The organism is Rhodanobacter sp. UC4448_H15, from assembly GCF_052978265.1.
This window is the reverse complement of record NZ_CM129665.1, coordinates 3,460,550-3,485,395: the sequence shown is the minus strand read 5'-3', so window position 1 is coordinate 3,485,395 and position 24,846 is coordinate 3,460,550. Positions and strand designations below refer to the sequence as shown.

General features: G+C 69.2%; 18 protein-coding genes. 6 read left to right on the top strand and 12 right to left on the bottom strand.

What is annotated here, in order from left to right; genetic code table 11:
* Nucleotides 1-111: 111 nt before the first annotated feature.
* The 5 genes from ACVCMI_RS16075 to ACVCMI_RS16055 all read left to right on the top strand — a co-directional run bounded on the left by ACVCMI_RS16075 (nucleotide 112) and on the right by ACVCMI_RS16055 (nucleotide 8,582).
* Nucleotides 112-876, top strand: coding sequence for an ABC transporter ATP-binding protein (locus ACVCMI_RS16075; protein ID WP_395120129.1), 765 nt, complete (start codon nucleotides 112-114; stop codon nucleotides 874-876).
* Nucleotides 873-3,314 carry an ADOP family duplicated permease gene (locus ACVCMI_RS16070; RefSeq protein WP_447098132.1) on the top strand — a complete coding sequence of 814 codons (2,442 nt, stop codon included), beginning with the start codon at nucleotides 873-875 and terminating at the stop codon, nucleotides 3,312-3,314. Before ACVCMI_RS16075 ends, ACVCMI_RS16070 begins: the two co-directional genes overlap by 4 nt.
* Before the next feature lie 2 nt (nucleotides 3,315-3,316).
* Complete coding sequence (locus ACVCMI_RS16065) at nucleotides 3,317-5,737, top strand: ADOP family duplicated permease (protein ID WP_447098133.1); 2,421 nt, start codon at nucleotides 3,317-3,319, stop codon at nucleotides 5,735-5,737.
* A gap of 105 nt (nucleotides 5,738-5,842) precedes the next feature.
* Nucleotides 5,843-7,240 carry a sigma-54-dependent transcriptional regulator gene (locus tag ACVCMI_RS16060; RefSeq protein WP_447098134.1) on the top strand — a complete coding sequence of 466 codons (1,398 nt, stop codon included), beginning with the start codon at nucleotides 5,843-5,845 and terminating at the stop codon, nucleotides 7,238-7,240.
* Complete coding sequence (locus ACVCMI_RS16055; RefSeq protein WP_447098135.1) at nucleotides 7,230-8,582, top strand: sensor histidine kinase; 1,353 nt, start codon at nucleotides 7,230-7,232, stop codon at nucleotides 8,580-8,582. The genes ACVCMI_RS16060 and ACVCMI_RS16055 overlap by 11 nt, the downstream gene beginning before the upstream one ends.
* An 86-nt stretch (nucleotides 8,583-8,668) precedes the next feature.
* On the opposite strand, the gene ACVCMI_RS16050 is transcribed toward ACVCMI_RS16055, so the two are convergent.
* The 6 genes from ACVCMI_RS16050 to ACVCMI_RS16025 all read right to left on the bottom strand — a co-directional run bounded on the left by ACVCMI_RS16050 (nucleotide 8,669) and on the right by ACVCMI_RS16025 (nucleotide 14,972).
* On the bottom strand, nucleotides 8,669-8,944 hold the full coding sequence (locus ACVCMI_RS16050; RefSeq protein WP_447098136.1) for a GIY-YIG nuclease family protein: 276 nt from the start codon (nucleotides 8,942-8,944) through the stop codon (nucleotides 8,669-8,671).
* 4 nt (nucleotides 8,945-8,948) lie between these two features.
* The gene (locus ACVCMI_RS16045; RefSeq protein WP_447098137.1) at nucleotides 8,949-9,578 is read right to left on the bottom strand and encodes a glutathione S-transferase family protein; all 630 of its coding nucleotides are present in this window, start codon (nucleotides 9,576-9,578) and stop codon (nucleotides 8,949-8,951) included.
* Nucleotides 9,579-9,710: 132 nt separating this feature from the next.
* Nucleotides 9,711-11,573, bottom strand: coding sequence for an ATP-binding cassette domain-containing protein (locus ACVCMI_RS16040; RefSeq protein WP_395120121.1), 1,863 nt, complete (start codon nucleotides 11,571-11,573; stop codon nucleotides 9,711-9,713).
* 55 nt (nucleotides 11,574-11,628) lie between these two features.
* Nucleotides 11,629-12,168 carry a hypothetical protein gene (locus ACVCMI_RS16035; RefSeq protein WP_447099570.1) on the bottom strand — a complete coding sequence of 180 codons (540 nt, stop codon included), beginning with the start codon at nucleotides 12,166-12,168 and terminating at the stop codon, nucleotides 11,629-11,631.
* Nucleotides 12,169-12,457: 289 nt separating this feature from the next.
* Nucleotides 12,458-13,654, bottom strand: coding sequence for a methionine adenosyltransferase (gene metK / locus ACVCMI_RS16030; protein WP_447098139.1), 1,197 nt, complete (start codon nucleotides 13,652-13,654; stop codon nucleotides 12,458-12,460).
* A 163-nt stretch (nucleotides 13,655-13,817) separates the two neighbouring features.
* Complete coding sequence (locus ACVCMI_RS16025) at nucleotides 13,818-14,972, bottom strand: transporter substrate-binding domain-containing protein (RefSeq protein WP_447098140.1); 1,155 nt, start codon at nucleotides 14,970-14,972, stop codon at nucleotides 13,818-13,820.
* A 178-nt stretch (nucleotides 14,973-15,150) separates the two neighbouring features.
* Between ACVCMI_RS16025 and ACVCMI_RS16020 the strand changes: the two genes are divergently transcribed.
* Nucleotides 15,151-16,848, top strand: a complete 1,698-nt coding sequence (locus tag ACVCMI_RS16020) for a lysophospholipid acyltransferase family protein (protein WP_447098141.1) — start codon at nucleotides 15,151-15,153, stop codon at nucleotides 16,846-16,848.
* A 49-nt stretch (nucleotides 16,849-16,897) separates the two neighbouring features.
* Here the strand turns inward: ACVCMI_RS16020 and dusB are convergent, their stop codons facing one another.
* The 6 genes from dusB to ACVCMI_RS15990 form a co-directional block, all read right to left on the bottom strand.
* On the bottom strand, nucleotides 16,898-17,884 hold the full coding sequence (dusB, locus tag ACVCMI_RS16015; RefSeq protein ID WP_447098142.1) for a tRNA dihydrouridine synthase DusB: 987 nt from the start codon (nucleotides 17,882-17,884) through the stop codon (nucleotides 16,898-16,900).
* Nucleotides 17,885-17,953: 69 nt separating this feature from the next.
* Nucleotides 17,954-19,066, bottom strand: coding sequence for a PepSY-associated TM helix domain-containing protein (locus ACVCMI_RS16010; RefSeq protein WP_447098143.1), 1,113 nt, complete (start codon nucleotides 19,064-19,066; stop codon nucleotides 17,954-17,956).
* A gap of 1 nt (nucleotide 19,067) precedes the next feature.
* Nucleotides 19,068-21,191 (bottom strand): TonB-dependent receptor, encoded by a 2,124-nt coding sequence (locus ACVCMI_RS16005; RefSeq protein ID WP_447098144.1) that lies wholly within the window; start codon nucleotides 21,189-21,191, stop codon nucleotides 19,068-19,070.
* 76 nt (nucleotides 21,192-21,267) lie between these two features.
* Nucleotides 21,268-22,548: a nucleoside permease gene (locus ACVCMI_RS16000; RefSeq protein WP_447098145.1), complete on the bottom strand. Its 1,281-nt coding sequence runs from the start codon at nucleotides 22,546-22,548 to the stop codon at nucleotides 21,268-21,270.
* A 229-nt stretch (nucleotides 22,549-22,777) separates the two neighbouring features.
* On the bottom strand, nucleotides 22,778-23,419 hold the full coding sequence (locus ACVCMI_RS15995) for a uracil-DNA glycosylase family protein (RefSeq protein ID WP_447098146.1): 642 nt from the start codon (nucleotides 23,417-23,419) through the stop codon (nucleotides 22,778-22,780).
* 30 nt (nucleotides 23,420-23,449) lie between these two features.
* Nucleotides 23,450-24,820, bottom strand: coding sequence for an FAD-binding oxidoreductase (locus ACVCMI_RS15990; protein WP_447098147.1), 1,371 nt, complete (start codon nucleotides 24,818-24,820; stop codon nucleotides 23,450-23,452).
* Nucleotides 24,821-24,846: the final 26 nt, after the last annotated feature.

Genomic DNA, 24,846 nt, shown 5'->3' with positions numbered 1-24,846 from the left:
GGTTGGAAGTGAGTGAAGAGGAGTGTGGCGTGAGAGAAAAGCCCGCACCCTCATGCTCCTCACTCACTTCTCTCCACTCACTCCTCACTCCTCATGTCTCTCGGTATCGTCATGAACCAGTCAACTAGCGTCATCACCCTCGACAGCATCCGCAAGGTATTCCAGACCGACGAGGTGGAAACCCATGCACTCGCTGACGTGCATCTGTCCATCGCGCGCGGCGAGTACGTCTCCATCTCCGGGCCGTCCGGCTGCGGCAAGACCACCCTGCTGTCGATCCTCGGCCTGCTCGACACCGCCAGCGCCGGCCGCTACGTGCTGAACGGGCATGACGTCGCGGCACTGAACGCGGCCGAGCGCGCGCGCATCCGCAACGCCGAGATCGGCTTCATCTTCCAGGCGTTCAACCTGATCGGCGACCTGAGCGTGCAGGAGAACGTCGAACTGCCGCTGACCTACCGCAACGGCATCGGCGCCGCCGAACGGCGCGAGCGCGTGCAGGAAGCACTCGAGCGCGTCGGCATGGCGCATCGCATGCGGCATTACCCGGCGCAGTTGTCCGGCGGCCAGCAACAGCGCGTGGCGGTGGCCCGCGCGCTGGTCGGCCGGCCGGCGATCCTGCTCGCCGACGAGCCCACCGGCAACCTCGACTCGCGCAATGGCGAGGCGGTGATGGCCCTGCTCGACGAACTGCACAAGGGCGGCGCTACCCTCTGCATGGTCACCCACGACGCGCGCTACGCGGAACTCGCCCAGCGCAAGATCCGCCTGTTCGACGGCCGCGTGGTCGACGAGGAAACCTACGAGCGCCTGCGCCACGAGGACGAGCAGCGGTTGGACGCGCTGATCGGCCAGCGCGTGGAAGTCGGCGCGTGAACGTCTGGCTTGCCGAGATCTGGCGCGCGTGGCGCGCCAGCCTGCGCCGGCCCGGCTTCCTGTTGCTGGCTGCCGGCGTGCTGGCGCTCGGCGTCGGCGCCAGCGTGGCGGTAACCACGCTGATTCAGAACAGCTTGTGGCGACCCCTGCCGGTACCGCAGCCGTCGCGACTGGTGGTGCTGGGCCAGATCCGCGACACCAGTCAGGTGGGCGGCATCTCGCCGCACGAATACCAGTACCTGGACAAGCTCGACGGCGTGGCCTCGCTGGGGTTGTGGTGGCCGGGTTCGATGGTGAATGTCGCCGGCGTGAGTGTGCCGGCGCAGGTTCCGCTGATCCGCATGGACAAGGGATTGCTGCCCACGCTGGATCTGCAGCCGGTGCTGGGGCGCAACTTCGATGCGCAGGAGGATCATCCGCACGGCCCGCCCGTGGTGATGCTCGGCTACGGCTTCTGGCTGCGCAGTTACGGCGGCGACCGCAGCGTGATCGGCCGCAGCCTGCAGGTGGAAGGCGTGCCGCACACCATCGTGGGTGTGCTGCCGGCGGCCTTCAACACCGTGCTTGGGTCGGGCGACGTGGTGCTGCCGACGGCGGTGCCGGTGGGCAGCCGCGATTACAGCCACAACGGCACTCTGGCGCTTGCACGGCTGGCACCCGGTGCCGACATCGCCGCCGTGTCGGCGCAGGCCGATGCGCGCGAGCGCACCATGTACCGCGACATGGGCATGGGCGGCAACTGGAAGAAGCCGCGCTTCGGCGCCCTGCATCTGGCGTCCGTCATGCGGCAGGACGCGCGGCCGATGCTGCTGCTGTTCATGACCAGCGCGGTGCTGGTGCTGCTGATTGCGCTGGTGAACCTCGCCAACCTGATGCTGCTGCGTGCGTTGTCGCGCAACCACGACGCCGCGGTGCGCGGCGCGCTGGGCGCACCGCTGTTGCGGCTGATACTGCCGGCCTTGGGCGAGGGCCTGCTGGTCGGTGGCGCTGGCGCGCTGGCGGGCATGGCGCTGGGGACGACTGGCCTGGCCTTGCTGCAAGGCTTCATTCCCGCCGAGTGGTTGTGGGGCGGTCGCCTGCATGTCCGTGCTTCGGCGTGGCTGCTGGCGTTCGCCGTGGGCATGCTCGGCGCGCTGCTGGCGGCGGGGCTCGCGTTGTGGCGCAGCCGCAGCGCGACGACGGTGGACGAATTGCGCGAGGGCGGCCGTAGCGGCATCGGTCTGCGCGGCGGGCGGCTGGGCCGCGTACTGGTAGTGGCGCAGGTGGCGTTGGCGACGGTGCTGCTGTGCGCGGCTGGCGTGTTCATGCATGGGCTTTATGACGCCTCGCGGATGCATCTTGGCTTTGCCGACAGCAATGTGCTCACCTTCGACCTGGCGCCGGTGCGGGCCGATTACCCGGATGTCGCCTCGGTGTGGGGCCTGTCGCGGCGGCTGGTGCAGCGGCTGCGCGTGATCCCGGGCGTCGCCGACGCCGTGGTGACCACGAACCTGCCTGCCAGCAACGGCATGATGGGTCAGCTGCAAACCACCCTGCACACCCCGGATGGGCGGGAGTTCGCGTCCCAGTACCACGGTATCGGGGACGACTTTTTCCGCTTGTTCTCCATCCCGTTACTCAAGGGGAGGGACTTCTCGCGTGACGACACGACAGGAGGCGAGCAGGTGGCCATCGTCAGCCAGGATCTGGCTGACAGGTTCTACGGCGGTCATGCGGTGGGCAAGCGGATCGAGATGACAGGCGTTGACGGCAAGCTTGTTTCGCTGCACATCGTCGGCGTAGTGGGCGCCACCTATCAGAAGGGGCCGTTGCAGCCCATGCAACCGGTGCTGTACGTGCCATTGGCGCAGGTACCCGATCCGGTGATGGCATTGGTCCGTCACCTGGAGCCGCTGCGCTTCGCGTTGCGCGGCCACGGCAACCCGATGGACTGGCAGGACGGCGTGCGCGCGGCGCTGGCCGAGATCGCGCCCGAGCAGCCGATCGCCAACTTGCGCACGATGCGGAACGTCGTGCAGCAGACCACCGCGAGCGCACGGCTCAGCCTGTGGCTGATCGGCTTGTTCGCCACGCTCGCGCTGCTGCTCGCCGCGGCGGGGCTGTACGCCGTGGTGGCGGTGGCGGTGGCCACGCGCGAACGAGAGTTCGGCGTGCGCATGGCGCTGGGTGCCAGACCTTCGCGACTGCTGGAGCTGGTGCTGCGCGGCGGCTTGCTGCAGATTGCGGCGGGGCTGGCGCTGGGCATGGCCGGGGCGTGGCTGGCGGCACGTGCGGCATCGCAGGTGCTGATGGGATTGATTGGCCGCGCCGGTGCGCTGGACCCGCTGGTGATGGCCGGTGTGAGCGTGGTGCTTGCGTTCGCCGGCTTGCTGGCCTGCCTGTTGCCGGCGCTGCGAGCGGCACGCGTGGCGCCGATGCGTGCCTTGAGGGGAGAGTGACGATGATCGTGCGCGAACTTCGCGAGGCCTGGCGACGGCTGGCGCGGCGGCCCGGCTATGCGCTGCTCTCGGTGGCGGTGCTGGGCGTGGGGCTGGGGGTGACGCTGTTCCTGTTCAGCCTGGTCAACACGCTGATCCTCGAACCGTTGCCGGTACCGCATCCCGAACGCCTCATGGCGCTGGGCGAACCGTCGCACAGCGGCAACGGCATCGGCAGCCTCGACAGCGACCAGTACCTGGCCCTGCGCGACGGCCTGCGCAGCGCCGACGAGGTGGGTGCCTACGTCCCCATTGGCGCGGGCGTGGAGGAAAACGGCGGCGCGACGTACTACCCGGGCAGTCGCGTGACCGCCTCGATGATGCCGCTGCTGGGCGTCACGCCGCTGCTGGGGCGCGGCCTGCTGCCGTCGGACGAGGCGCCCGGCGCCGCGGACGTGGTGTTGCTGGGCGAGAACCTGTGGCGGCGTGGTTTCAAGGCCGATCCGCACATCGCCGGCCGCGAGGTGCGGATCAATGGCGAGTGGGCCACCGTGGTGGGCGTGCTGCCGGCAAGGGCGGCGCGCATGCCGGTCAGCGGCAGCGAGGTCTGGCTGCCGCTGAAGCTGCCGCCCGGGCAGCACCGCGATGTGTGGGGCGTGGTTCGCCTGGCGGCCAACCACCAACTGGCGCAGGCGCGCGCGGAGCTGGACACGTGGGCGGCGCGCCTGCAGGCCGCGCTGCCAGCGGGGAAGCACACCCGTGGCGTCACGCTCAAACCGTGGAAGTTCAGCTTTGTGCCGGAGGACATGCGCCAGTGGGTATGGCTGATGTTCGGCGCCGCCGCGCTGGTGCTGCTGCTGGCCTGCGTCAACGTGGCCAACCTCCAGCTGGTGCAGACCCTGCAGCGGCGTCACGAGCTGGCGCTGCGCGGCGCCCTGGGCGGCAGTCGGATGCGACTGGTATCCGCGGCGCTGACGGAGAGCCTGCTGCTGAGCCTGGCCGCGCTGGCGGTGACGCTGCCGATCGTGCACTGGGGAAACCGCTGGATCGTCTCGGTGTACTTCAACGATGCGTCGGGCGCCGCGCCCTTCCATCATTTCGGCCTCGACGGCCGGGTGCTCGTGGCGGCTTTCGTGGCCGCCGTGCTGAGCACCGCGCTGGCAGGCGTGATCCCCGCCTGGCGCGCCGCGCGCGCCGACCTGCAGGACGTGCTGCGCGACGGCGGCAAGGGTTCGGGTGCCGGCTTCGCCCGCGTGGCCCGGGTCATGGTGATGGCGGAAGTCGCGCTGACCGTGGTGCTGCTGGTGGGGGCGGGCACCTTCGTGCGCGCGGTGGGCAGCGTGCTGTCGCAGCCGGTGGCCGGTGCGGCGCATGCGACGCAGGTGCTCACCGCCGATGTGATGCTGCCGGCGGCCAGCTATACCGACGATGCGCGGCGCATCCGCTTTTTCGACGCGGTGGGCGAACACCTGCGCCAGGGTGCGGGCGTGGTCGACGCCACCGGATCGGATACCGTGCCCGGCGCGGTGCTGGGCAGCCACGAGGACGTCTCGCTGCCGGGCCACCCGCAGCCCGCGGAGGGCTGGCCGCGCGCGCAGATGGGTATCGTCGGTCCGCATTTCCTCGGGACCTACGGCGTTCACCTGCGGGCAGGCCGCTTCTTCGACACGCGCGACCGTGCGCACAGCGCACCGGTGGCCGTGGTCGACGCGAAGATGGCGACCGCGATGTGGCCGCACGACAACGCCGTGGGCCGCAAGCTGGTGTTGTGGCCCGGCCGTCCGTTTGCCGCCACGCTGACCGTGATCGGCGTGATCGAGCCGTTGCAGCTGGATGGCGTGCTGGAAAAGCCGCGACCGGGCCTGCTGCTGCCGCTGGACCAGTCGGCCGGCCAGTTGCCGCTGCATGCCGTGGGCCTGGCGGTGCGCGCGCACGTCGCCGGCGGCGTTTCCGCGCAGCAACTGGCCGATGCCGTGCACGCGGTCGAGCCGCAGGCGGCGGTGTACGGCGTGCGAAGCCAGGCCGCCGCGATGGCCGAGGCGCGGGCGGGATTGACCGTGCTCAGTACCGTGTTCGGCGCGCTGGGGCTGGTCGCGCTGTTGCTGGCCGGCGCGGGACTGTATGGCGTGCTGGCGTTCTCGGTGGCCCAGCGTACCCGCGAGATCGGCATCCGCCGTGCCATCGGTGCGGGCAGCCGCGCGATCGTGCGCGAGGTCGGGCGGCAATTGCTGTGGCAGCTCGGGCTGGGGCTGGGCATCGGCCTGCTGCTGGCATGGCCGTGGTCGGCGCTGCTGGCCGATCCCGGGCTGCACACGCAGGCGCACGATCCGCGGGTGTTCGCCCCGGTCCTGTTGACCGTGTTGCTGGTGGCGCTGATCGCTTCGCTGGTGCCGCTGTTGCGCGCGCTGCGCGTCGACCCCGCGATCGCGCTGCGCTACGAGTGACGCGATGCTTCTTGCAGTAGTCCGCTCGCGAGCCATGCGCTTGATCTTTCGATCGCCCGCCAAAAGCATCGCCCGCGAGCGGGCTCCTACCCTATGCTGGAAGACATGACACGCGAAACCCATCCCCTCGTGCTGCTGGTCGACGACCAGGCCGACGTGCGCGAGGCGCTGCGCCTGCTGCTGAAGTCCGAGGGCATCGCCAGCGTCGGCGTCGACGGCCCGACGGCGGCGCGGGAGGCGGTGCGCCAGCGCGAGTTCAGCTGCGCGCTGATCGACCTCAACTACACCCGCGACACGACCTCGGGCGAGGAGGGCCTGGCCCTCCTCGATGCGTTGCGCCAGCACGCGCCGGAGTTGCCGGTGGTGGTGATGACCGCGTGGGGCAACGTGCCGCTGGCGGTGGATGCATTGCGCCGCGGTGCCGGCGATTTCATCGAGAAACCGTGGGACAACACCCGTGCGCTCAGCATCGTGCGCACGCAGATTGCATTGGGCGAAGGTGCGCGACGGCAGCGTCGGCTGGAAGCGGAGAACGCATTGTTGCGCGGCGGCGGCGAGGCGCTGATCGCCGAGTCGCCGGCGATGCGGCGGGTGATGGAGCTGGTGGCCCGGGTCGCTCCCAGCGACGCCAATGTGCTGGTGCTGGGTGAAAACGGTACCGGCAAGGGCGTGATCGCCCAGGCTTTGCATGCGCAGTCGCGTCGCGCGGCGAAAGCGCTGGTCAAGGTCAACATGGGCGGCATCGCCGAGAACGTGTTCGAGTCGGACATGTTCGGCCACGTGCGCGGCGCGTACACCGACGCGAAGAGCGAGCGCATCGGCCGCTTCGAACTGGCCGACGGCGGCACGCTGTTCCTTGACGAGGTGGGCAACGTGCCGGCGTCGCAGCAGCCGAAGTTGCTGCGCGTGCTGGAGGATGGCGAGTTCGAGCGGCTTGGTTCCTCGCGCACGCAAAGCGTGGACGTGCGGCTGGTCTCGGCGACCAATGCCGATCTCGCCGTCGAAGTGGAGGCAGGTCGCTTCCGCAAGGACCTGCTGTACCGATTGAATACGCTGGAAATTCGACTGCCGCCATTGCGCGAACGCAGCGCCGACATCCTGCCGCTGGCGCGCAGCTTCCTGGAGCGCAGCGCGACGCGTTACGGTCGCAGCGGTTTGCGGCTGGCGCCGTCGGCCGAGCGTGCGCTGCTGGCGTGGCGCTGGCCGGGCAATGTGCGCGAGCTGGGTCATTTGATGGAGCGCGCCGCGCTGCTGGCCGAGCACGACCTGGTCAGCGACTCGGCGCTGGCATTCGGTCCCGGCTCGGCGAGGGCGGACTCCGCGCAAGGCATCGACGGCATGACCATCGACCAGGCCGAGGCGCATCTGGTACGAAGCGCGCTGGAACGCCACGACGGCAACCTGCAGCATGCCGCCGACGCGCTCGGCATCACCCGCCAGACCTTGTACCGGCGCATGGAAAAGTACGGGCTGCGCGATCCCTCGTCCGACGATGCCGACTGATTCCTCCCGCCGCCGCGGCCGCCTGCCCGCGTTCGAGCGGCGCGTGCTGCTGGGCAACTGGCTGGTGGCGCTGCCGGCCCTGCTCGGCGTGGCCGTGTTGTTGCTGGCCGGCGTGCCCGGGCGTGCGTTGTGCTGGTTGCTGGTCTTTGTGGTCGTGGTGGCCACCGCGTCGATCGCGCGCTGGCAGCACCGGCGCGTGGTGTATCCGCTGTACACCCTGGCCGGCTTGTTGGAAGCGCTGCGCGAGGGCGACTACAGCATGCGCGGCGTGCGGGGTGGCGTGCTCGGCGACGCGATCTACGACATCAACGCACTGGCCGATCGGCTGCAGAAGGAGCGCCTGCAGTTCGAGGATTCCGCGCGCCTGCTCGGCAAGACGTTGGCTGCGCTGGACAGCGCCGTGCTGGTGTTCGACCACGACGCGCGGCTGCGGCTGCTCAATCCGGCCGCGCAGCGCCTGCTCGCCGGCGAGCGGCACGCGCTGATCGGCTGCCGCGCCGATGAGCTGGCACTCGACGCGCTGCTGGCCGCGCCGTCGGCACAGGTGGTGCGGCACACATTCCCCGGCCGCAGCGGCCGCTTCGACATCCGCCATTCGCCGTTGCGCAACGAAGGCCGCAGCGGCCAGTTGCTGGTAATCAATGATGTTGGCCGGGTGTTGCGCGAGGAAGAACGCCAAGCCTGGCAACGCCTGCTGCGCGTGCTCGGCCACGAGGTCAACAACTCGCTGGCCTCGATCAGCTCGCTGGCCGGCACACTGGCCACCCTGATCGCGCGCGAACCGCTGGCCGAGGACTGGCGCGACGACGCACGCGGCGGCCTGCAGGTGATCGGCAACCGCGCCGAATCGCTGGCGCGTTTCCTGGCCGGCTACAGCCGGCTCGCCGCGTTGCCGCCGCCGCAGAAGCGCGAGCTGGACCTGGCCGTGCTGGTGCCGGCGGTGGCGCGGCTGGAACAACGCATGATCGTGACCGTGGAGCAGGGCGCGCCGCTGCCGGTGCAGGCTGATCCCGACCAGCTCGAACAGGCGCTGATCAACCTGCTGCGCAACGCCGTTGAAGCAAGCCTGTCCACCGGTGGCGCCGTGTTGATGCGCTGGCGCAGCGAGGGTGGGCGCGCGCTGATCGACATTCTCGACGACGGTCCGGGTTTGCCCGGCAGCGACAACCTGTTCGTGCCGTTCTTCACCACCAAGCCCGGCGGCTCCGGCATCGGCCTGGCCTTGGTGCGGCAGATCGCCGAAGCGCACGAAGGTGGCGTCAGCCTCACCGCCCGCGATGGCGCAGGCGCCATCGCGCAACTGTGGCTACCCAACCGTCCGCTGTCGCAGGAGGCCCACTAGCTGGCGATGCCTCGGGGCGGGATGACCAAAAGTGTGGAGGGTAGTGACCGCCGGCTCCGGCAAAGTGCGGCGGGCAGTGCCCGCCCCTACGGATCGAGGCTCGCCTGCAGCGCTGCGATGCGCTGGGCGCGCGGCAGCTTCTTCCATGCCATTTCCAGTCGCAATGCATCGCCGTGGTCGGTGACCCAGACCCAGCCCAGCAATCGCTTCGGCGGGTTGGACCGGGTGAAGCGGGCGCCCTTGCCGGCGAGATGTTTCGCGTAGCGTTGTTCGGGGTCGCGGGCGATGCCGGTGTAGACGCGGCCGTCGGCGCATTCGAGCAGGTAGACGGCCCAGGCGTCCGTGCCGGGGGTGTCGCTCATGGACTCAGGCCCACTCGATCAGGCCCTCGGCATCGCAGACCTGTTTCCACGACGGCCGTGCCTTCAGGCGCGTGGCCAGTGCGGCCAGCTGCGGCCATTCGGTGGCGGGCTTGGGCATGTTGCGCGACCAGCGCATCAGCATCAGGGCGTAGAGGTCGACCATGCTGAAGCGGTCGCCGAGCATGTACGGGCCATGCGCGGCGAGATGGGCGTCGATCTTCGTCCAGCATTTTTCGATGCCGGCGCGGGCGGCCTGCTTGATCGTGTCGGCACCGTCGGCCAGGTGTTCGCCGGGGTAGAACCACTGGCGGAACAGTGGCTGCAGGTTGTTGGCGAAGTACAGCATCCATTGCAGGTAGTCGGCGCGCTGCGCGCTGCCGGGGACGGGCGCCAGTGCCGCCTCGGGATGCCTCTCGGCCAGCAGCAAGGCAAGCGCTGCCGCCTCGCCGTGCGGTTGGCCGTCGACCAGCAGGGTGGGCACCACGCCATTCGGGTTGATCGCCAGGTACGCGGCGCTGCGCTGTTCGCCCTTGTCGAGATCGATGCGCTTGAGCTCGTGCGGGGCACCGATTTCGAGCAGGGCGAGGTGCACCAGCAGGTTGGCCGAACCCGGGGCGTAGTAGAGCGTGTACATGCGTGGCAGTCCGTGGGAAAGATCCCCGAATGATACGCCGGGAGGAAGGGCGAGAAGTGAGTGGAGAGGCGTGAGAAACGAGAGAAAGCACATGAGCGGGAGGTCTCTGCTCTGCGCTCACTCCTGCTTCGCTCAGCCATCCAATTCCGACCAGCGCGCGTAGACTGCATCCAGTTCGGCCTGCAACTTCACCAGCGCCTCGTTCGCCTTGACGATGGCCGCGCTGTCCTGCTGGAAGAAGGCCGGCTCGTTCATCGCGGCGGTGCGCGCGGCGATATCGCCTTCCAGTTGCTCGATGCGCTTTGGCAGTTGCTCCAGCTCGTGCTGTTCCTTGAAGCTGCGTTTGCGCTTTGCCGCCACGGGCGCCGCAGGTGTCGGAGCCGGCGCGGCGGCCTTGCCGGTGGCCGGGGTGCTGCGCGCGGTGGGCCGCTGGCGCAGCCAGTCGCTGTAGCCGCCCACGTATTCGCCGATGCGGCCTTCCCCTTCCAGCACCAGGGTGCTGGAGACCACGTTGTCGAGGAAGGCGCGGTCGTGCGAGACCAGCAGCAGGGTGCCCTGGTAGTCGGTCAGCAGTTCTTCCAGCAGCTCCAGCGTCTCGACGTCGAGGTCGTTGGTCGGTTCATCCATGACCAGCAGATTCGACGGCTGCGCGAACAGCTTGGCCAGCAGCAGGCGGTTGCGCTCGCCGCCGGAGAGGCGGGTGATCGGCGCGCGGGCGCGCTCGGGCGAGAACAGGAAATCCTGCAGGTAGCCGATGATGTGCTTGCGCTGGCCGTTGAGCTCGATGAACTCGCGGCCCTCGGCCACGTTGTCGAGCGCATTGAGCTTGTCGTTGAGCTGCAGCCGGTGCTGGTCGAAGTAGGCGATTTCGATATTGGTGCCCAGCTCGGCGGTACCGCGCAGCGGGGTGAGTTCGCCCAGCATGATCTTCAGCAGGGTGCTCTTGCCGGCGCCGTTGGGGCCGATGATGCCGATGCGGTCGCCGCGCATCACGGTGGTCGTGAGGTCGTCGATCAGCACGCGACCGTCGTAGGCCTGGTGCACGTGCCTGAGCTCGATCACCTTCTTGCCCGAAGCCTGCGCGCTGGCCGCCGTCATCTTCACGTTGCCACCCAGCTCGCGGCGTTGCGCACGTTCCGCACGCAGCGCCTTCAGCGCGCGCACGCGGCCTTCGTTGCGGGTGCGCCGGGCCTTGATGCCCTGGCGGATCCACACTTCCTCCTGCGCCAGCTTCTTGTCGAACAGAGCGTTCGCCTGCGCCTCGGCGTGCAGGCGTTCCTCGCGTCGGCGCAGGTAGTTGTCGTAGTCGCCCGGCCAGTCGGTGAGCGCGCCGCGGTCGATCTCGACGATGCGCGTCGCCAGCGCGCGCAGGAAGCTGCGGTCGTGGGTGACGAACAGGATGCTGCCGGCGAACTGCTTGAGGAAGGTTTCCAGCCAGCCGATCGCCTCGATGTCGAGATGGTTGGTCGGTTCGTCCAGCAGCAGCACGTCGGGCTTGCGCACCAGCGCTTGGGCCAGCAGCACGCGGCGCTTCATGCCGCCGGACAGCGCGGCGAAGTCGGTCTCGCCGGGCAGTTCCAGCTGGGTCAGCACGTCGCTGACGCGGCGGTCCAGGTCCCAGCCGTGCTGCGCCTCGATCTGGTGCTGCACGTCGCCGAGCGCGTCGAAGTCGCCTTCGGCCAGCAGGTGGTGGTAGCGCGCCAGCAGCCGACCGAGATCGCCCAGCCCTTCGGCGACCACGTCGAACACGCTGCCGGCCGTGCCCTGCGGCACTTCCTGCGCCATCCGCGCTACCACCACGCCGTTCTGGATGCGCACCTCGCCGTCGTCGGCGTGCAGCTCGCCGGCGATCAGCTTCATCAGGGTGGATTTGCCTTCGCCGTTGCGACCGACGATGCAGACACGCTCGTTCGCCTCGATCGACAGATCGACGTGTTCGAGCAGGAGCGGGCCGCCGATGCTGAAGTCGACGCGTTGCAATTGGATAAGGGACATTCGCCCATTGTACTTGGCAGCGACGTTGCGGCGTGACCGGCGGCGCCCGAGCCGGCTATTGGACGTGCGGGCAAGCCCGGTCGGGAATGCGCGAGTCGCAAACCTTGACCGTGGCGAAGTACCGGGCCCAGCGCACGGTCTGCTCCGTGGTCGGCTCGGCATGCACCGCGTGCTGCACGACATAACTGCTGTCGTTGCCGTTGATCATCTTGAACCAGGTGGTTTCCGGCGGCTTCTTCCGGTCGAAGTACGAGCAGGTCTGCAGCCAGAACGCGAACTTGTAGCCGTTCTCGGTGCCACTGGCGATCGGAACCGTGTCGGCCATGTCGCAATCCTTGCGGAAGCTTTGCCCCACGCGCTCGACATAGGCATCGATCGGCAGGTTACCGCCGCCGTAGAGGACGAGCATCGTATGGATCTCGCTCCAGTGATCGAGCGTCTCGCCGCTGGGGATCATCTCGGAGATCGCCACGGAACCCTTTTGATTGTGGTAGGCGGGAACGAAGCCGTCGGGGAGCGACATCAGCAGGTTCTCGCCTTCCATTTGCCCGGTCTGCGCCGCAACGAGCGGGGGTGCCAGCGCCAGCAGAAGCACGGCAGTCAGGGCAAAGGGATGGTGGCGGCGCGGGACTGAAGGCATGCGGCTTCCTTGCGATCTGCATTGGTGGAAAGTTCAGCATGAGTCCGGCGGAACGGGCGTGGAATCGGTGCGGCGCGCGGATGGGCGTAGGGCAATGCTGCCCGCGGCGGCAAAGAAATCAGCGATGATTGCGCTGGCGCGCGTCGTGTCCCGGGACGGTGAGGCGTACGACGGCAAAACGAAACGGGCCGCGCGAGGCGGCCCGTTTTTTTCGGTGCGCGGTGTTCGCGCACAAGATGCGCTCCTACAGCTTCGCGTCCTTGCGCAGCGCCTCGGCGCGGTCGGTCTTTTCCCACGAGAAGGTGGTGTAGGACTTGCCGCTGGCGTCCTTGACCACCTGCGGGGTGCGGCCGAAGTGGCCGTAGCTGGCGGTCTGCTGGTACATCGGGTGGATCAGGTCGAGCATCTGCAGGATGCCGTACGGACGCAGGTCGAAGTGCTTGCGGATCAGCTTCTCGATCTTCTCGTCGCTGATCTTGCCGGTGCCGAAGGTGGTGACCGAGATCGAGGTCGGATGCGCCACGCCGATCGCGTAGCTCACCTGCACCTCGCAGCGGTCGGCGATGCCGGCGGCGACGATGTTCTTGGCGACGTAACGCGCGGCGTAGGCGGCCGAGCGGTCGACCTTGGACGGGTCCTTGCCGGAGAACGCGCCGCCGCCGTGGCGGGCCCAGCCGCCGTAGGTGTCCACGATGATCTTGCGGCCGGTCAGGCCGCAGTCGCCCACCGGGCCGCCGATGACGAACTTGCCGGTCGGGTTGATGTGGATCTTGGTGGCCTTGTGCATCAGCTTGGCAGGCAGCACGGGCTTGAGGATGTGCTCGCGCACGGCCTCGACCAGGTCCTTCTGCTTGACCGACGGGTCATGCTGGGTCGACAGCACCACGGCGTCGATCGCGGTGGCCACGCCGTTCTCGTAGCGCAGGGTGACCTGGCTCTTGGCGTCCGGGCGCAGCCACGGCAGCGGCGAGTTCTTCCGCTTGCGGATCTTCGCCTGCTGCTCGACCAGCCGGTGCGAGTAGTAGATCGCCGCCGGCATGAAATCCTTGGTTTCGTTGGTGGCGTAACCGAACATCAGGCCCTGGTCGCCGGCGCCCTGGTCTTCCGGGTTCTTGCGGTCCACGCCCTGGTTGATGTCCGGCGACTGCTTGCCGATCAGGTTGATCACGCCGCAGGTGGCGCCGTCGAAGCCGACGTCGGACGAGTTGTAGCCGATGTCGAGGATCACCTTGCGGGTGATCGCCTCGAGGTCGATCCAGGCGCCGGTGGTGATTTCGCCGGCGACGATCGCCACGCCGGTCTTGACCATGGTTTCGCAGGCCACGCGGGCGCGCGGGTCGCGCGCGATGATCGCGTCGAGCACGGCGTCGGAGATCTGGTCGGCGACCTTGTCCGGATGGCCTTCGGAGACCGATTCGGAGGTGAACAGGTAGTTGGACATCGCGGTTTATATCCCTTTGTACGGATAGAAAGATAAAAGAGGTCGGGCATGATACATCGACCACTTCGACTTTGCAGCCTCCCCGTCCGCGGGGCGTGGCGGGGGTGGGTTTCCGTTCAGCCGTATGGACGGCCGAACGGGTTGGCGTCGCGCGTTGGCCCGTTCACTGGCCGGTTGCGCCGAAGGCCTTGTCCAGCCGCTGCGGCCAGTCCGGCGCGTTGATCCGCTGCAGCAGCGAGGTGTCGATCGGTTCGCGCAGGCGGCTGCCGGTGGGCAGGGCGAAAGCATAGTCCTGCCGCTCCAGCAGCAGTGGCAGCACCTTCAGCTGACCGCGGAAGTGCCGGCGGATGTTCCAGCGCAACAGGGGTTCGTCGTAGACCACGGCGTCGACGCGGCCGGCGGCCAGCTCCGCCAGCGCGGCATCGACGTCGCGGGCCTTGGCGTAGTCGAATTGCTCGCGGTCGAGCCAGTTGGCGCTGGTGCTGTCCGGCACGCTGGCGATGCGCATGCCGCCCAGGTCGGCGGCGCTGCGAATGCGCTCGCTGAGCTGGCCGACGGTCAGCGCGCTGGTGATCGCCGCGGTGAAGAACGACACGATGAGCAGCGCGGCCAGCATCCACACCAGGCCGATGATGCGTCCGCCGACCGTGCGCGGCGCGGTGTCGCCATAGCCGACCGTGGTCATCGTCACCATCGCCCACCAGAAGCCGGAGAAGATGCCCTGGCGGCGGCTGCCGCCGAACTGCTCCGGGTTGCGCTTGTGTTCGAGCAGCCAGACCAGGAAGCCGACCACCAGCAACAGCAGCGTCAGCGAGCCGATCACCTTGAGGAAGGCCGGCGACACCAGTGCCCGCGCCACCGCCAGCCAGCCGGCGGTCTGCCCGCCGCGCACCGCCACGGCCAGGCCCGAGCTGGTGATCGGGTGGGCGAAATCCATCCGCTGTTCGCGCGCGGCGGTGGCGGTGATCGCGCCCAGCGCCACGTCCACCTTGCTGTCGCTGACCGCCTGCAGCAGGCCGTCCAGGTCGTAGGGCCGGTAGACGTATTTCCAGCCGCGGTCGGCGGCGATCTCCTGCCACAGGTCGATCGCCAGGCCGCTGTAGTGGCCGTGGTCCTCGATCACGAACGGCGGCGCCACCTTCACCCCGACCAGCAGTGGCTGGTTCGCCCGCTTGAGCTCGGTGGCCGGCGTCACCGTCGCGGCGGTACCGGCGGCGATCGGGTAGACCTTGATGGTCTGGCCGGCAGCGTGGACTCCGCTGACGGATACCAGCGCCAGCAGGGAAAGCAGGCACAGCGGCCACAGGCGTTTTCTCATCGGTACTCCTCGGACGTCCGGATGCGGGCACGGCAATCCCGAGCCTAACGCAGGCATGGCCTGCGTGTCGTGGCGGAGCGGTTCGACGCCACGGCTGTCACGCCGCTGTCGCAGCGGGGCAATCGTGGTGTCGCCGAAGCTCCGCAAGCTGGCGTCAGGCCAACGCGAGGGGCGTGACATGCAAGCCATCGAGCAGCGTTTGCGGCAGCGTTATCCACGCTGGTTTCGCGGTCGGCGCGGGCGCCTCGCGGCGACCTTGCTGCGGTGGTGGGCGCGCTGGTCGGGTCTCGACCGGATCGACGCGTTCCATGCCGAACATGCGCAGCTGCGCGGACTGGCCTTCGTCGCGGCTGCCTTGCGCGAACTGGAACCGCGCCATGAGGTCGACACCGCCGCGTTGGTGCGCATACCCGCGCACGGGGCGCTGCTGGTGGTCGCCAACCATCCCTGCGGCGCGCTCGATGCGCTGGCCCTGCTGGACATGGTGGGACGCGTGCGGCGCGACGTGCGGGTGCTTGCCAACGAGGTGCTGGCGCTGGTGGAACCGCTGGCGGAACTGCTGCTGCCGGTGCGCGTGTTCGGCGGCGCCGCCGGCGTGGTCGAGTTGCGCCGGGTCGAACGTGCCTTGCGCCGGGGCGAATGCGTGATCGTGTTTCCCGCCGGCGAGGTGTCGCGGCTGGGTTTGCGCGGCGTGCGCGACGGCCGCTGGCGCGCCGGCTTCCTGCGTTTTGCGCGGCGTGCGTCGGCGCCGGTATTGCCGGTGCGTGTCGAGGCGCGCAATTCCGCGCTGTTCTACGGCATGTCGGCGCTGTGCCGGCCGGCATCGGCGGCGCTGCTGGCGCGCGAGATGTTCACCCGCCACCGCCGTCCGCTGCACCTGCACGTGGGCGACTTGCTGACGATCGGCGAGAGCGAAGGCGAGCACGCGGCCGTGCGGCGCGTCCGCCACGCGCTGGATGCCGCCGGCCGCGCGGAAACGCCCGCACCCGTGGGCCCGTTGCCGCTGGCGCCGGCCATCGGCGCGCGCGAACTGGTGCGCGCCGTGGACGCGACCGAGCTGCTCGGCGCCACCAGCGACGGCAAGCAGATCCGCCTGGCGCGCGATGCCGGCGGTTCGCCGTTGCTGCAGGAGATCGGCCGCCTGCGCGAGCTGACCTTCCGCCAGGTCGGCGAGGGCACCGGCTGCAGCCGCGACCTCGACCGCTACGACGCCAGTTATGACCACATCCTGGTGTGGGACGCGCAGGCCGGCCGCATCGCCGGCGCCTACCGCGTGATGCGCGGCGCCGAGGCGCTGGCCCGCGCCGGACTGGCCGGCCTGTACACCGCCTCGCTGTCTCGCTACGCCGACGCGGCCGTGCCGCGGCTGGCCGCCGGGCTGGAGCTGGGTCGCAGCTTCGTGGTGCCGGATTACTGGGGCAGCCGCAGCCTCGATTACCTGTGGCAAGGCATCGGCGCCTACCTGCGGCGCCACCCGGGCGTGCGCTACCTCTACGGTGCGGTGTCGATCAGCGCGGCGTTGCCGCGGCATGCCAGCGAGCAGCTGGTCGGCTACTACCAGCGTTTCTACGGCAGCGAACGGACGCTGGCCAGCGCGCGCCGGCCGTTCGCCTTCGCGGCGCCGGCACCGACCTTCGACGGACTCGACATCACCGCCGCGTTCGAGGCGATGAAAACCGCGCTGGCCCGGCTCGGCACCTCGGTGCCGACGCTGTACAAGCAGTACACCGAACTGTGCGAACCCGGCGGCGCGCGCTTCCTCGCTTTCGGCGTGGACCCGGAGTTCAGCGGCTCCATCGATGGCCTGATCGAAGTGGATCTGGAATGCCTGCGACCGCGCAAGCGCCAGCGTTATCTGGAACGCGCGATGGCCTGAGATGGACAGCGGTTTGCGCGGACAGCTGCCGCGGTGACTGCCTGCGCGCTCAGGCTGCCATGGCCAGACCGCTCGCCAGCGCGGTGAAGTAGTCGCGGGTGAGCCGCAACTGTTCGCTGGCCGTCTCGGCGCGGTTGACCACCTGCCGGAACGCGGCGTTCTCGGGACGGTCCTTCGCGTACCAGCCCAGGTGCTTGCGCGCGATGCGCACGCCGGCCGGTTCGCCGTAGAAGGCATGCAGGTGTTCGAGGTGGCCGAGCAGGATCGCGGCGACTTCGGCCGGTTCGGGCTCGGGCAGCAGTTCGCCGGTGGCGAGGTAGTGGGCGATCTCGCGGAAGATCCACGGCCGGCCCTGCGCGCCGCGGCCGATCATCACGGCATCGGCGCCGGTGACGGCGAGCACGTGCTTCGCCTGCTGCGGCGTGCAGACGTCGCCGTTGGCCAGCACCGGGATGCGCACGCTGGCCTTCACCGCGGCGATGGTGGCGTACTCGGCCTCGCCCTCGTACTTGTCGGCGCGGGTCCGGCCGTGCACGGCCAGCGCGGCAATGCCGGCGTCCTCGGCGATGTGCGCAATGTTCAGCGCATTCTTGTTCTCGCGGTTCCAGCCGGTGCGGATCTTGAGTGTCACCGGCACGTCCACCGCCTCCACCACCGCCTTCACGATACGCGCCACCAGCGGCTCGTCCTGCAGCAGCGCGGAACCGGACCACACATTGCACACCTTCTTCGCCGGGCAACCCATGTTGATGTCGATGAGCTGCGCGCCATTGGCGACGTTGAAGCGGGCCGCCTCGGCCAGCATCGCGGGATCGTAGCCGGCGATCTGCACGCTGACCGGCTCGGGTTCGCCGGCGTGGTCCATCCGGCGCAGCGACTTGCGCGTCTGCCACAGGGACGGGTCGGCGCTGGTCATCTCGGACACGGCCAGGCCCGCGCCCAGCTGCTTGCACAGCAGGCGGAACGGCTTGTCGGTGACGCCCGCCATCGGGGCGAGCACCAGCGGCGGGTCGATCAGGTAAGGGCCGATTTGCATCCGCCCATTGTAGGTGAATCGCGGAAACGGCCGCGCCGACGGCCTCCGGGATCGCTTATCGGCGCTGGCTTATCGGCGCTGGCGCCGCTGGCGCGTGCGCCAGAACAGGAACCCGGTCACCAGGAAGAATGGCGGCAGCAGGCCGCACAGCAGCACCAGCAGCGTCCCGGCCAGGCCGCCCACGCTGCCGGCGTGCAGCGGATAGACCGCGTTGCTGATGCGCGCGCCGGTGCCCTCGGCGGTGGCGTCGACGGCGCCCAGCACCTGGGCCCGGTAGGGATCGAGCCACACCTGGCTGCGCCCGACCGGATGCCATTCGCCCGGCGCCCGCGCGCGGATCGTCACGCGGCCGTCGTCGGCCGAGGGCAGCGCGATGCGGCGCAATTCGGCGCCCGGCAGCGCGTGCTGCGCGGCGTCGAGCACCGCCGCCCAGTCGATCGCCTGTGGGCGCGGCGCGATGCGGGCCGGCGTCGGCGTGGCCGGCGCATCCGCGAACAGTGTCTGCAGGACGTGCCGGGTGCCTTTGCCGTAGACCATCAAGGTGCCGGTCAGGGTCACCAGCAGCAGCAACGGCAGGCTGAGCGCGCCGATGCTGCGATGCCAGCTGACCCAGCGCCGTGCCGGTGGCTGGGTATGGAGGCGCAGGCTGCCGCGCAGGTTCCGCCGGCCCGGCCACCACAGCCACACGCCGGAAAGCAGCAGCCCCAGCATGAGCCAGCCAAGCACGCCCAGCACGGCCTCGCCGGTTTTCCCGGCGAGCAGGTGGGTGTGCCAGTCGCGCAAGGTCAGCAGCAGGTCGCTGCCGGGTGCACGCGTCAGCAGCAGGTCGCCGCTGGTGGGATCGAGGTAGCGCCGTGAGCCGTCGGAAAAATACAGTTGCCATACCGGCAGCCCGGCGGTCGGCAGATCGGCGCCGCGCAGTCCCCTGGACGGCCATTCGTGCGTGATGCGCGATAGCACGGCCGCGCGCGCCGCCGCGTCGGGCAACGCATGTGCGGCCAGCGGCGGATGCAGCAGCCGCAGCAGCGGACCCTGCAGCACCAGCACGCTGCCGCTGAGCGCGATCAGCGCGTAGACCAGCCCGACGCTGAGGCCGACCCACCGGTGCAGGCGCTTGAGCCAGTACCGCACCGCGTCGGCGCGGCGCGCGGATGCCTCGATCGCGGTCGCGGCGGCGGACACTTCAGAAGGCCTGCTGCCAGGTCAGCGAGACCACGCGGCCGCGGCCGGCGAAGTACGAGTCGTCGTCGCCGACGGTCTGCGAGACATAGTTGATGTATTGCTTGTTGGCGAGGTTCTGCACGCCCAGCGTCCAGTCGCCGGCGCTCCTGGTTTGCCATTTCACGTAGGCGTCGGCGGTGCCGTAGCCGTCGAAGTGCGCCGTGCGCTGGCCCAGCGTGCTGAAGTCGCGGCTGTACAGGTGGCTCAGTTGCAGGTAGCTCGACCAGGCGTCGTTCCAGCGTTGCGTCCACGACAGGTTGAGCCGGTTGGGCGCGATGTTGGCGCCGTCCAGGTCCGAGTCGATCCTGCCGTCGCTGTTGCGGTCGGAGCGGCCGCGGTTGATCGCGAAGGAGGCATCCAGCCGGGTGCCTTCCAGCGGCTGCCAGTTCGCGCGCGCCTCCCAGCCGCTGATGGACACGCGCTGGCGCATCACGTTGTAGACCTGGTTGGGCGCGTCGAACACCAGCACCGAACCCAGCCGCGAGCGCGAGACGTAGTAGCTCAGGCGCGCCCCCGCGCGTTCGCCGAGATACTCGACGCCCGCCTCGCGGTTGTCCGACACCACCGGTTTCAGGTCGAGGAAGTCGGCCACGCTCTGGCCGGGCTGTTTGATCGCGCGCAGCACGCGCCCCACGTCGGGCAGGGTGTAGCCCTCGGCGTAGCTGGCGAACAGGTTGAGTTGGCCGGTGAGGTACCAGACCGCACCGAAGTTCGGCAGCGTCTTGCTGAAGCTGGGCTTGCCGCCCTGCACGGTGACGGCGTTGTAGAAGGCGAGCGTCTGGAACGTGGGCACATCCAGCGTGCCGTGCTCGCGGCGCAGGCCGCCGGACAGCGACAGCGTGTGCAGCGGCCAGTATTCGGCCTGCAGGAACGGCGCCCAGCCGGTGTAGGTGCTGTCCGGCACCCAGTGGCGGCCGGTGTGGGTCAGTTCCTGGAAGGTGGTGTCGCGGTAGCCGTCGGCGCCGGCCAGCACGGTGAGCGTGTCGTCGAGCAGGCCGCGCCGTGCCCATGACAGCCGCGCGCCGTCCTTGGTCGAGACATTCTGCGACTGGTCGAACAGCAGGCCGGGGCCATAGGCCGGGTCCTGGAAGGTGCCGAACGTGCCGCCGCCGAACAGCTCGCGGTTCTTCTGGTGGTAGAGCTGGGCGCGCAGCTCGCCGCCGGCCAGCGCGGTGTCGCGGTAGTCCAGGCTGCTGGTCAGCACGCGGTTGCGCGGGGCGTCGCCGGGTTGCTTGCCGCGCACCGACGTGGTCGGCAGGTCGTTGGCCATGTCGCCGGACACGGCGGTGTAGTCGCCGTGGCCCTTGAGGTCGAAGCGGTTGACGGTGAGCTGCAGGTGGCGCGTGTCGGTGAAGTCGTAGCCGAGCTTGAGGAAGCCGTCGGTGCTCGCCGAATCCATCAGGTCGCCCTGGGTGCCGTCGACGCCGATCAGCCGTCCCTTGGCGTCCGCGTACATGCCGCGCTCGCGCCACGCCGCGCCGGCGACCAACTCGAACGCGCCGCTGCGCGCGGCGAGCAGGTACGAGGCGCCGTAGCCCAGGCCGTTGCCGCCGCGGGTGGGCGCGCTGGCGTTGGCGGTGACTTCCTGGCGCAGGCCGTCCTGCTTCGGTGCACGCCTGGTGATGATGTTGATGATGCCGCCGGCGGCGCCCAGCCCCTGCATCGCGTTGGAACCCTCGACGATCTCGATCCGCTCGATCATCGCCGGGTCGATCGTGTAGGCATCGCGCGAACCGTTGCGCAGCGGGCTCGATTGCGGCACGCCGTCGATCATGTACAGCGGGTTGCGTCCGCGCAGGGTCTGCCCGCGCGAGCTGAGCTTCTGCGTCGAGGGGGCGAACGAGGGCAGCAGGTTGCCGATGGCGTCGGAGAGGTCCGGGTTGATCGCCAACTGCTGGCGCAGATCCTCGGCGGTGATCACCGTGATCGTGGTCGGCAGCGCGCCCTGGCTCTGCGGCATGCGCAGGGTGCTTTCGGAAACCTCGACCCGTTCGAGCGTGACGGCGGAGATCTGGTCGGCCGCCTGGGCGGTGCCGGCGAGGGCAAGGGCGAGCAAGGGGATGAGCGGGCGAACGGCAAGGGACATGTGGCCTCCGGCATGAGGAGGCGCATGGTAAATGAAAATGATTCGCAATAACAATCCGTGACCGGCCGCCGCCGGATCAGTGCGTGGGCACCACCCGTTGCGCGGCGGCGCGGTCGTGCCGGTGCTTGAACAGCGGCACGAACAGCAGCGCCATCACCAGCGAGTAGCCGGCGAAGGCCAGCCAGATGCCGTGCCAGTCCTTGCAGATCAGCACCGTGTCATTGCAGCTGTGGTCGGTGAAGAAATGGTCGATCACGAAGCCGGCGATCAGGCTGCCCAGCACCGCCCCCACGCCGTTGGTCATCAGCATGAACAGGCCCTGCGCGCTGGCGCGGATCTTCGGGTCGGCCTGGCTTTCCACGAACAGCGAGCCGGAGATGTTGAAGAAGTCGAACGCCATGCCGTAGACGATGCACGAGAGCACGATCATCCACAGCCCGCCGGCCGGGTCGCCGAACGCGAACAGGCCGAAGCGCAGCACCCATGCCAGCATGCTCATCGTCATCACCGCCTTGATGCCGAAGCGCTTGAGGAAGAACGGGATGGTCAGGATGAACGCGGTTTCGGAGAACTGCGAGATGGAGATGATGATGGTCGAGTACTTCACCGCCAGCAGGTTGGCGTACTCGGGCACCTTGACGAAGTCGCTGAGGAAGGCGTCGCCGTAGGCGTTGGTCAGCTGCAGCGCCGCGCCCAGCAGCATCGCGAAGATGAAGAACACCGCCATGTTGCGGTTCTTGAACAGCACGAACGAGGTGAGGCCGAGCCTGTCGACCAGGCTGCGGCCCTCGGCGGCGCCCAGCTTGGGCGGGCACTTGGGCAGGGTGAAGGCGTAGAGGCCCAGCAGCAGCGAAGCAGCCGCTGCCACGTGGAACTGTGCGGGCGAGGCCTTGAAGCCGAGCAGGCTGGTGGTCCAGGTCGCGGCGATGAAACCGATCGTGCCCCACACGCGGATCGGCGGATAGGTGACGACCACGTCGAGCCCATCCTGCTTGAGCGCGTTGTAGGCCACCGTGATCGCCAGCGAGATGGTGGGCATGTAGAAGCACATGTTCAGCAGCATCACCCAGAACATCTGTTCCGGATCGGTGACGTGCGGGATCGAGAACAGCACCACCGCGCCGCAGATCTGCAGCATGCCGTACAGGCGTTCGGCATTGATCCACTTGTCCGCCACGATGCCGACCAGCGAGGGCATGAACAGCGAGGCGATGCCCATGGTCGAGAAGATCGCGCCGAAGCTGGTACCCGACCAGTGCTGGTTCTGGAACCACCAGGTGCCGATGGTCAGCAGCCACGCGCCCCAGATGTAGTACTGGAAGAAATTGAGTACGGTGAGGCGGAGCTTGAGGCTCATGGACGAGGGTTCCCCTGCAAGGCCGGGGTCGGCCCCGTGGCCACGATGTCGTAGCGGGGCAGGTTAGAGAATCCCCCGGAAACCGGCAAGGCACGTTGCAACGGAAGCCGTCGCGCCGCCCGCAGGAGCCCGCTCGCGGGCGATGCCCTTGCTCTCGCCTTTGCGAATTGCGAATTGCGAATCCCTGATCCGGCCCCAAAAGCATCGCCCGCGAGCGGGCTCCTGCGGGCTATCCTGGTTCGGGGACGGTGTTCAGCGCGCCCGCGACGCGCTCGCGCAGCACCGGCAGCAACTCGGCTTCGAACCACAGGTTGTGCATCACCCACGGCCGGTTGCGCGGGCTCGGATGCGGCAGCGGCAGCACGCCGCGGGCCAGGTGCGTGCGCCAGTTGCGCACGGTGTCGGTGAGCGTGGCATCACGTGCGTCGCCGAGCATGCCCACCTGCGCGTACTGCCCGATGGCGAGCGTCAGTTGCACGCCGGTGAGCAACGAAAACAGGCGCGGATGCCAGATCGCGGCGCATGCCGGCCGCGGCGGCAGGTCGCCACTCCTGCCCTTGCCGGGATAGCAGAAATCCATCGGCACGATCGCCACGCGCTCGGCGTCATAGAACGTGTCGCGGTCGATCTGCAGCCAGTCGCGCAGGCGTTCGCCGCTGACGTCATCGAAGGGGATGCCGCTCTCCTCCACCTTGCGCCCCGGCGCCTGGCTGACAATCAGCAGGCGCGACCGCACGGAAGCCTGCAGCACCGGCCGCCGCCCCGGCGGCTGTTGCATCGCGCAGGTGTGGCCGCAGCGGATCTCCGCCAGCAGGGTATCCATGGCGTGCTGCTGCTGCATCAAGCCTGGCTTTTTCTTCGTCTTCTCCATTCCCTGTTTCCTGTTCCCCATTACCGGCCCTCAAACCACCTTGCCGGGGTTGAGGATGCCATCCGGATCGAACGCGGCCTTGACCGAGCGCATCAACGCGATGGTCGACTCGCCCAGCGCCAGCGGCAGGTAGTCGCGCTTCACCACGCCGATGCCGTGCTCGCCCGACAGCGTGCCGCCCAGCGCGATCACCAGCGCGAACAGTTCGGGCAGTGCGGCGTAGCCACGTTCGATCTCGTCCACGTCGCGCGGCAGCAGGTTCACGTGCAGGTTGCCGTTGCCGGCGTGGCCGAAACACACCAGCGGGACCGCATGCTTGGCGGCCAGCGCCTGCGCGCCGGCGACGAGTTCGGGCAGACGGCTCACCGGCACCGCCACGTCTTCGTTGATCTTGTGCTGGGTCGCCGCGCGCTGGGCGAACGAGAGCGCCTTGCGCGCGGCCCACAGCGCGGCGTTTTCGCTGGCGTCCGCCGCGATGTCCAGCGCGATCAGGCCTTCGCCGCGCGCGGCGCGCGCCACGGCGTCCTGCGCGAAGCTGACGGTTTCCGGCGTGCCGTCGACCTCGATCAGCAGCAGCGCGCCCGCCTGCGGCACGTCCGCGTCCGGCGCGTGGTCGCGCGCCAGCTTGAGCGCCAGCGCATCCATGAATTCCAGCGCCGCGGGCGTCACCGGCTGCGCCATGATGCGCGCGACCGCCTGCGCCGCGCTGGCCGTGTCGCGATAGGTGGCGCGTAGCGAGCGCACCGCGGAGGGCCGGGGCGTGAGCTTGAGCGTGGCCTCGGTGACGAGCGCCAGCGTGCCTTCCGAGCCGATGATCAGGCGCGTGAGGTCGTAGCCGGTGGAATCCTTGGTGGTGTGCGTGCCGGCCGCGAAACCTGCGCCGGTGCCGGCCACGGCGCGCAAGCCCAGCACGTTGTCGCGGGTGGCGCCGTATTTCAGCGCGCGCGGTCCGCCTGCGTTGCAGGCGAGATTGCCGCCTATCGTGCACCACGGTGCCGAGCCCGGATCGGGCGCCCAGAAGAACCCGTGCGGGGCCAGCGCCTGCTGCAAGGCCTCGTTGGTGACGCCCGGTTCGACCACCGCGAGGCGATCGCCTGGCGCAATGCGCACGATACGATCCATGCGCTGGAAATTTGCCACCACGCCGCCGGCCAGCGGCACCGAAGCGCCGGTGGAACTGGTGCCGCCGCCGCGCGCGGTGAGCGGCACGCGATGCTCGCGACAGGCGCGAACCAGTGACTCCACCTGCGCGTGCGTGGCGGGATAGACCACGACGTCCGGCCGGTGCGCATGGCGCGAGTAGTCGCCCGCCGCGGTGCGCAGGGCGTCGTCGCCGCTGTCCAGCGCGTCGCCGGGAAAGATCGCGCGCAGGGTGTCGAGCAGGGGGACGGGCAGGGCCATGCCGCGATTATCGCACCGCGCCGGAC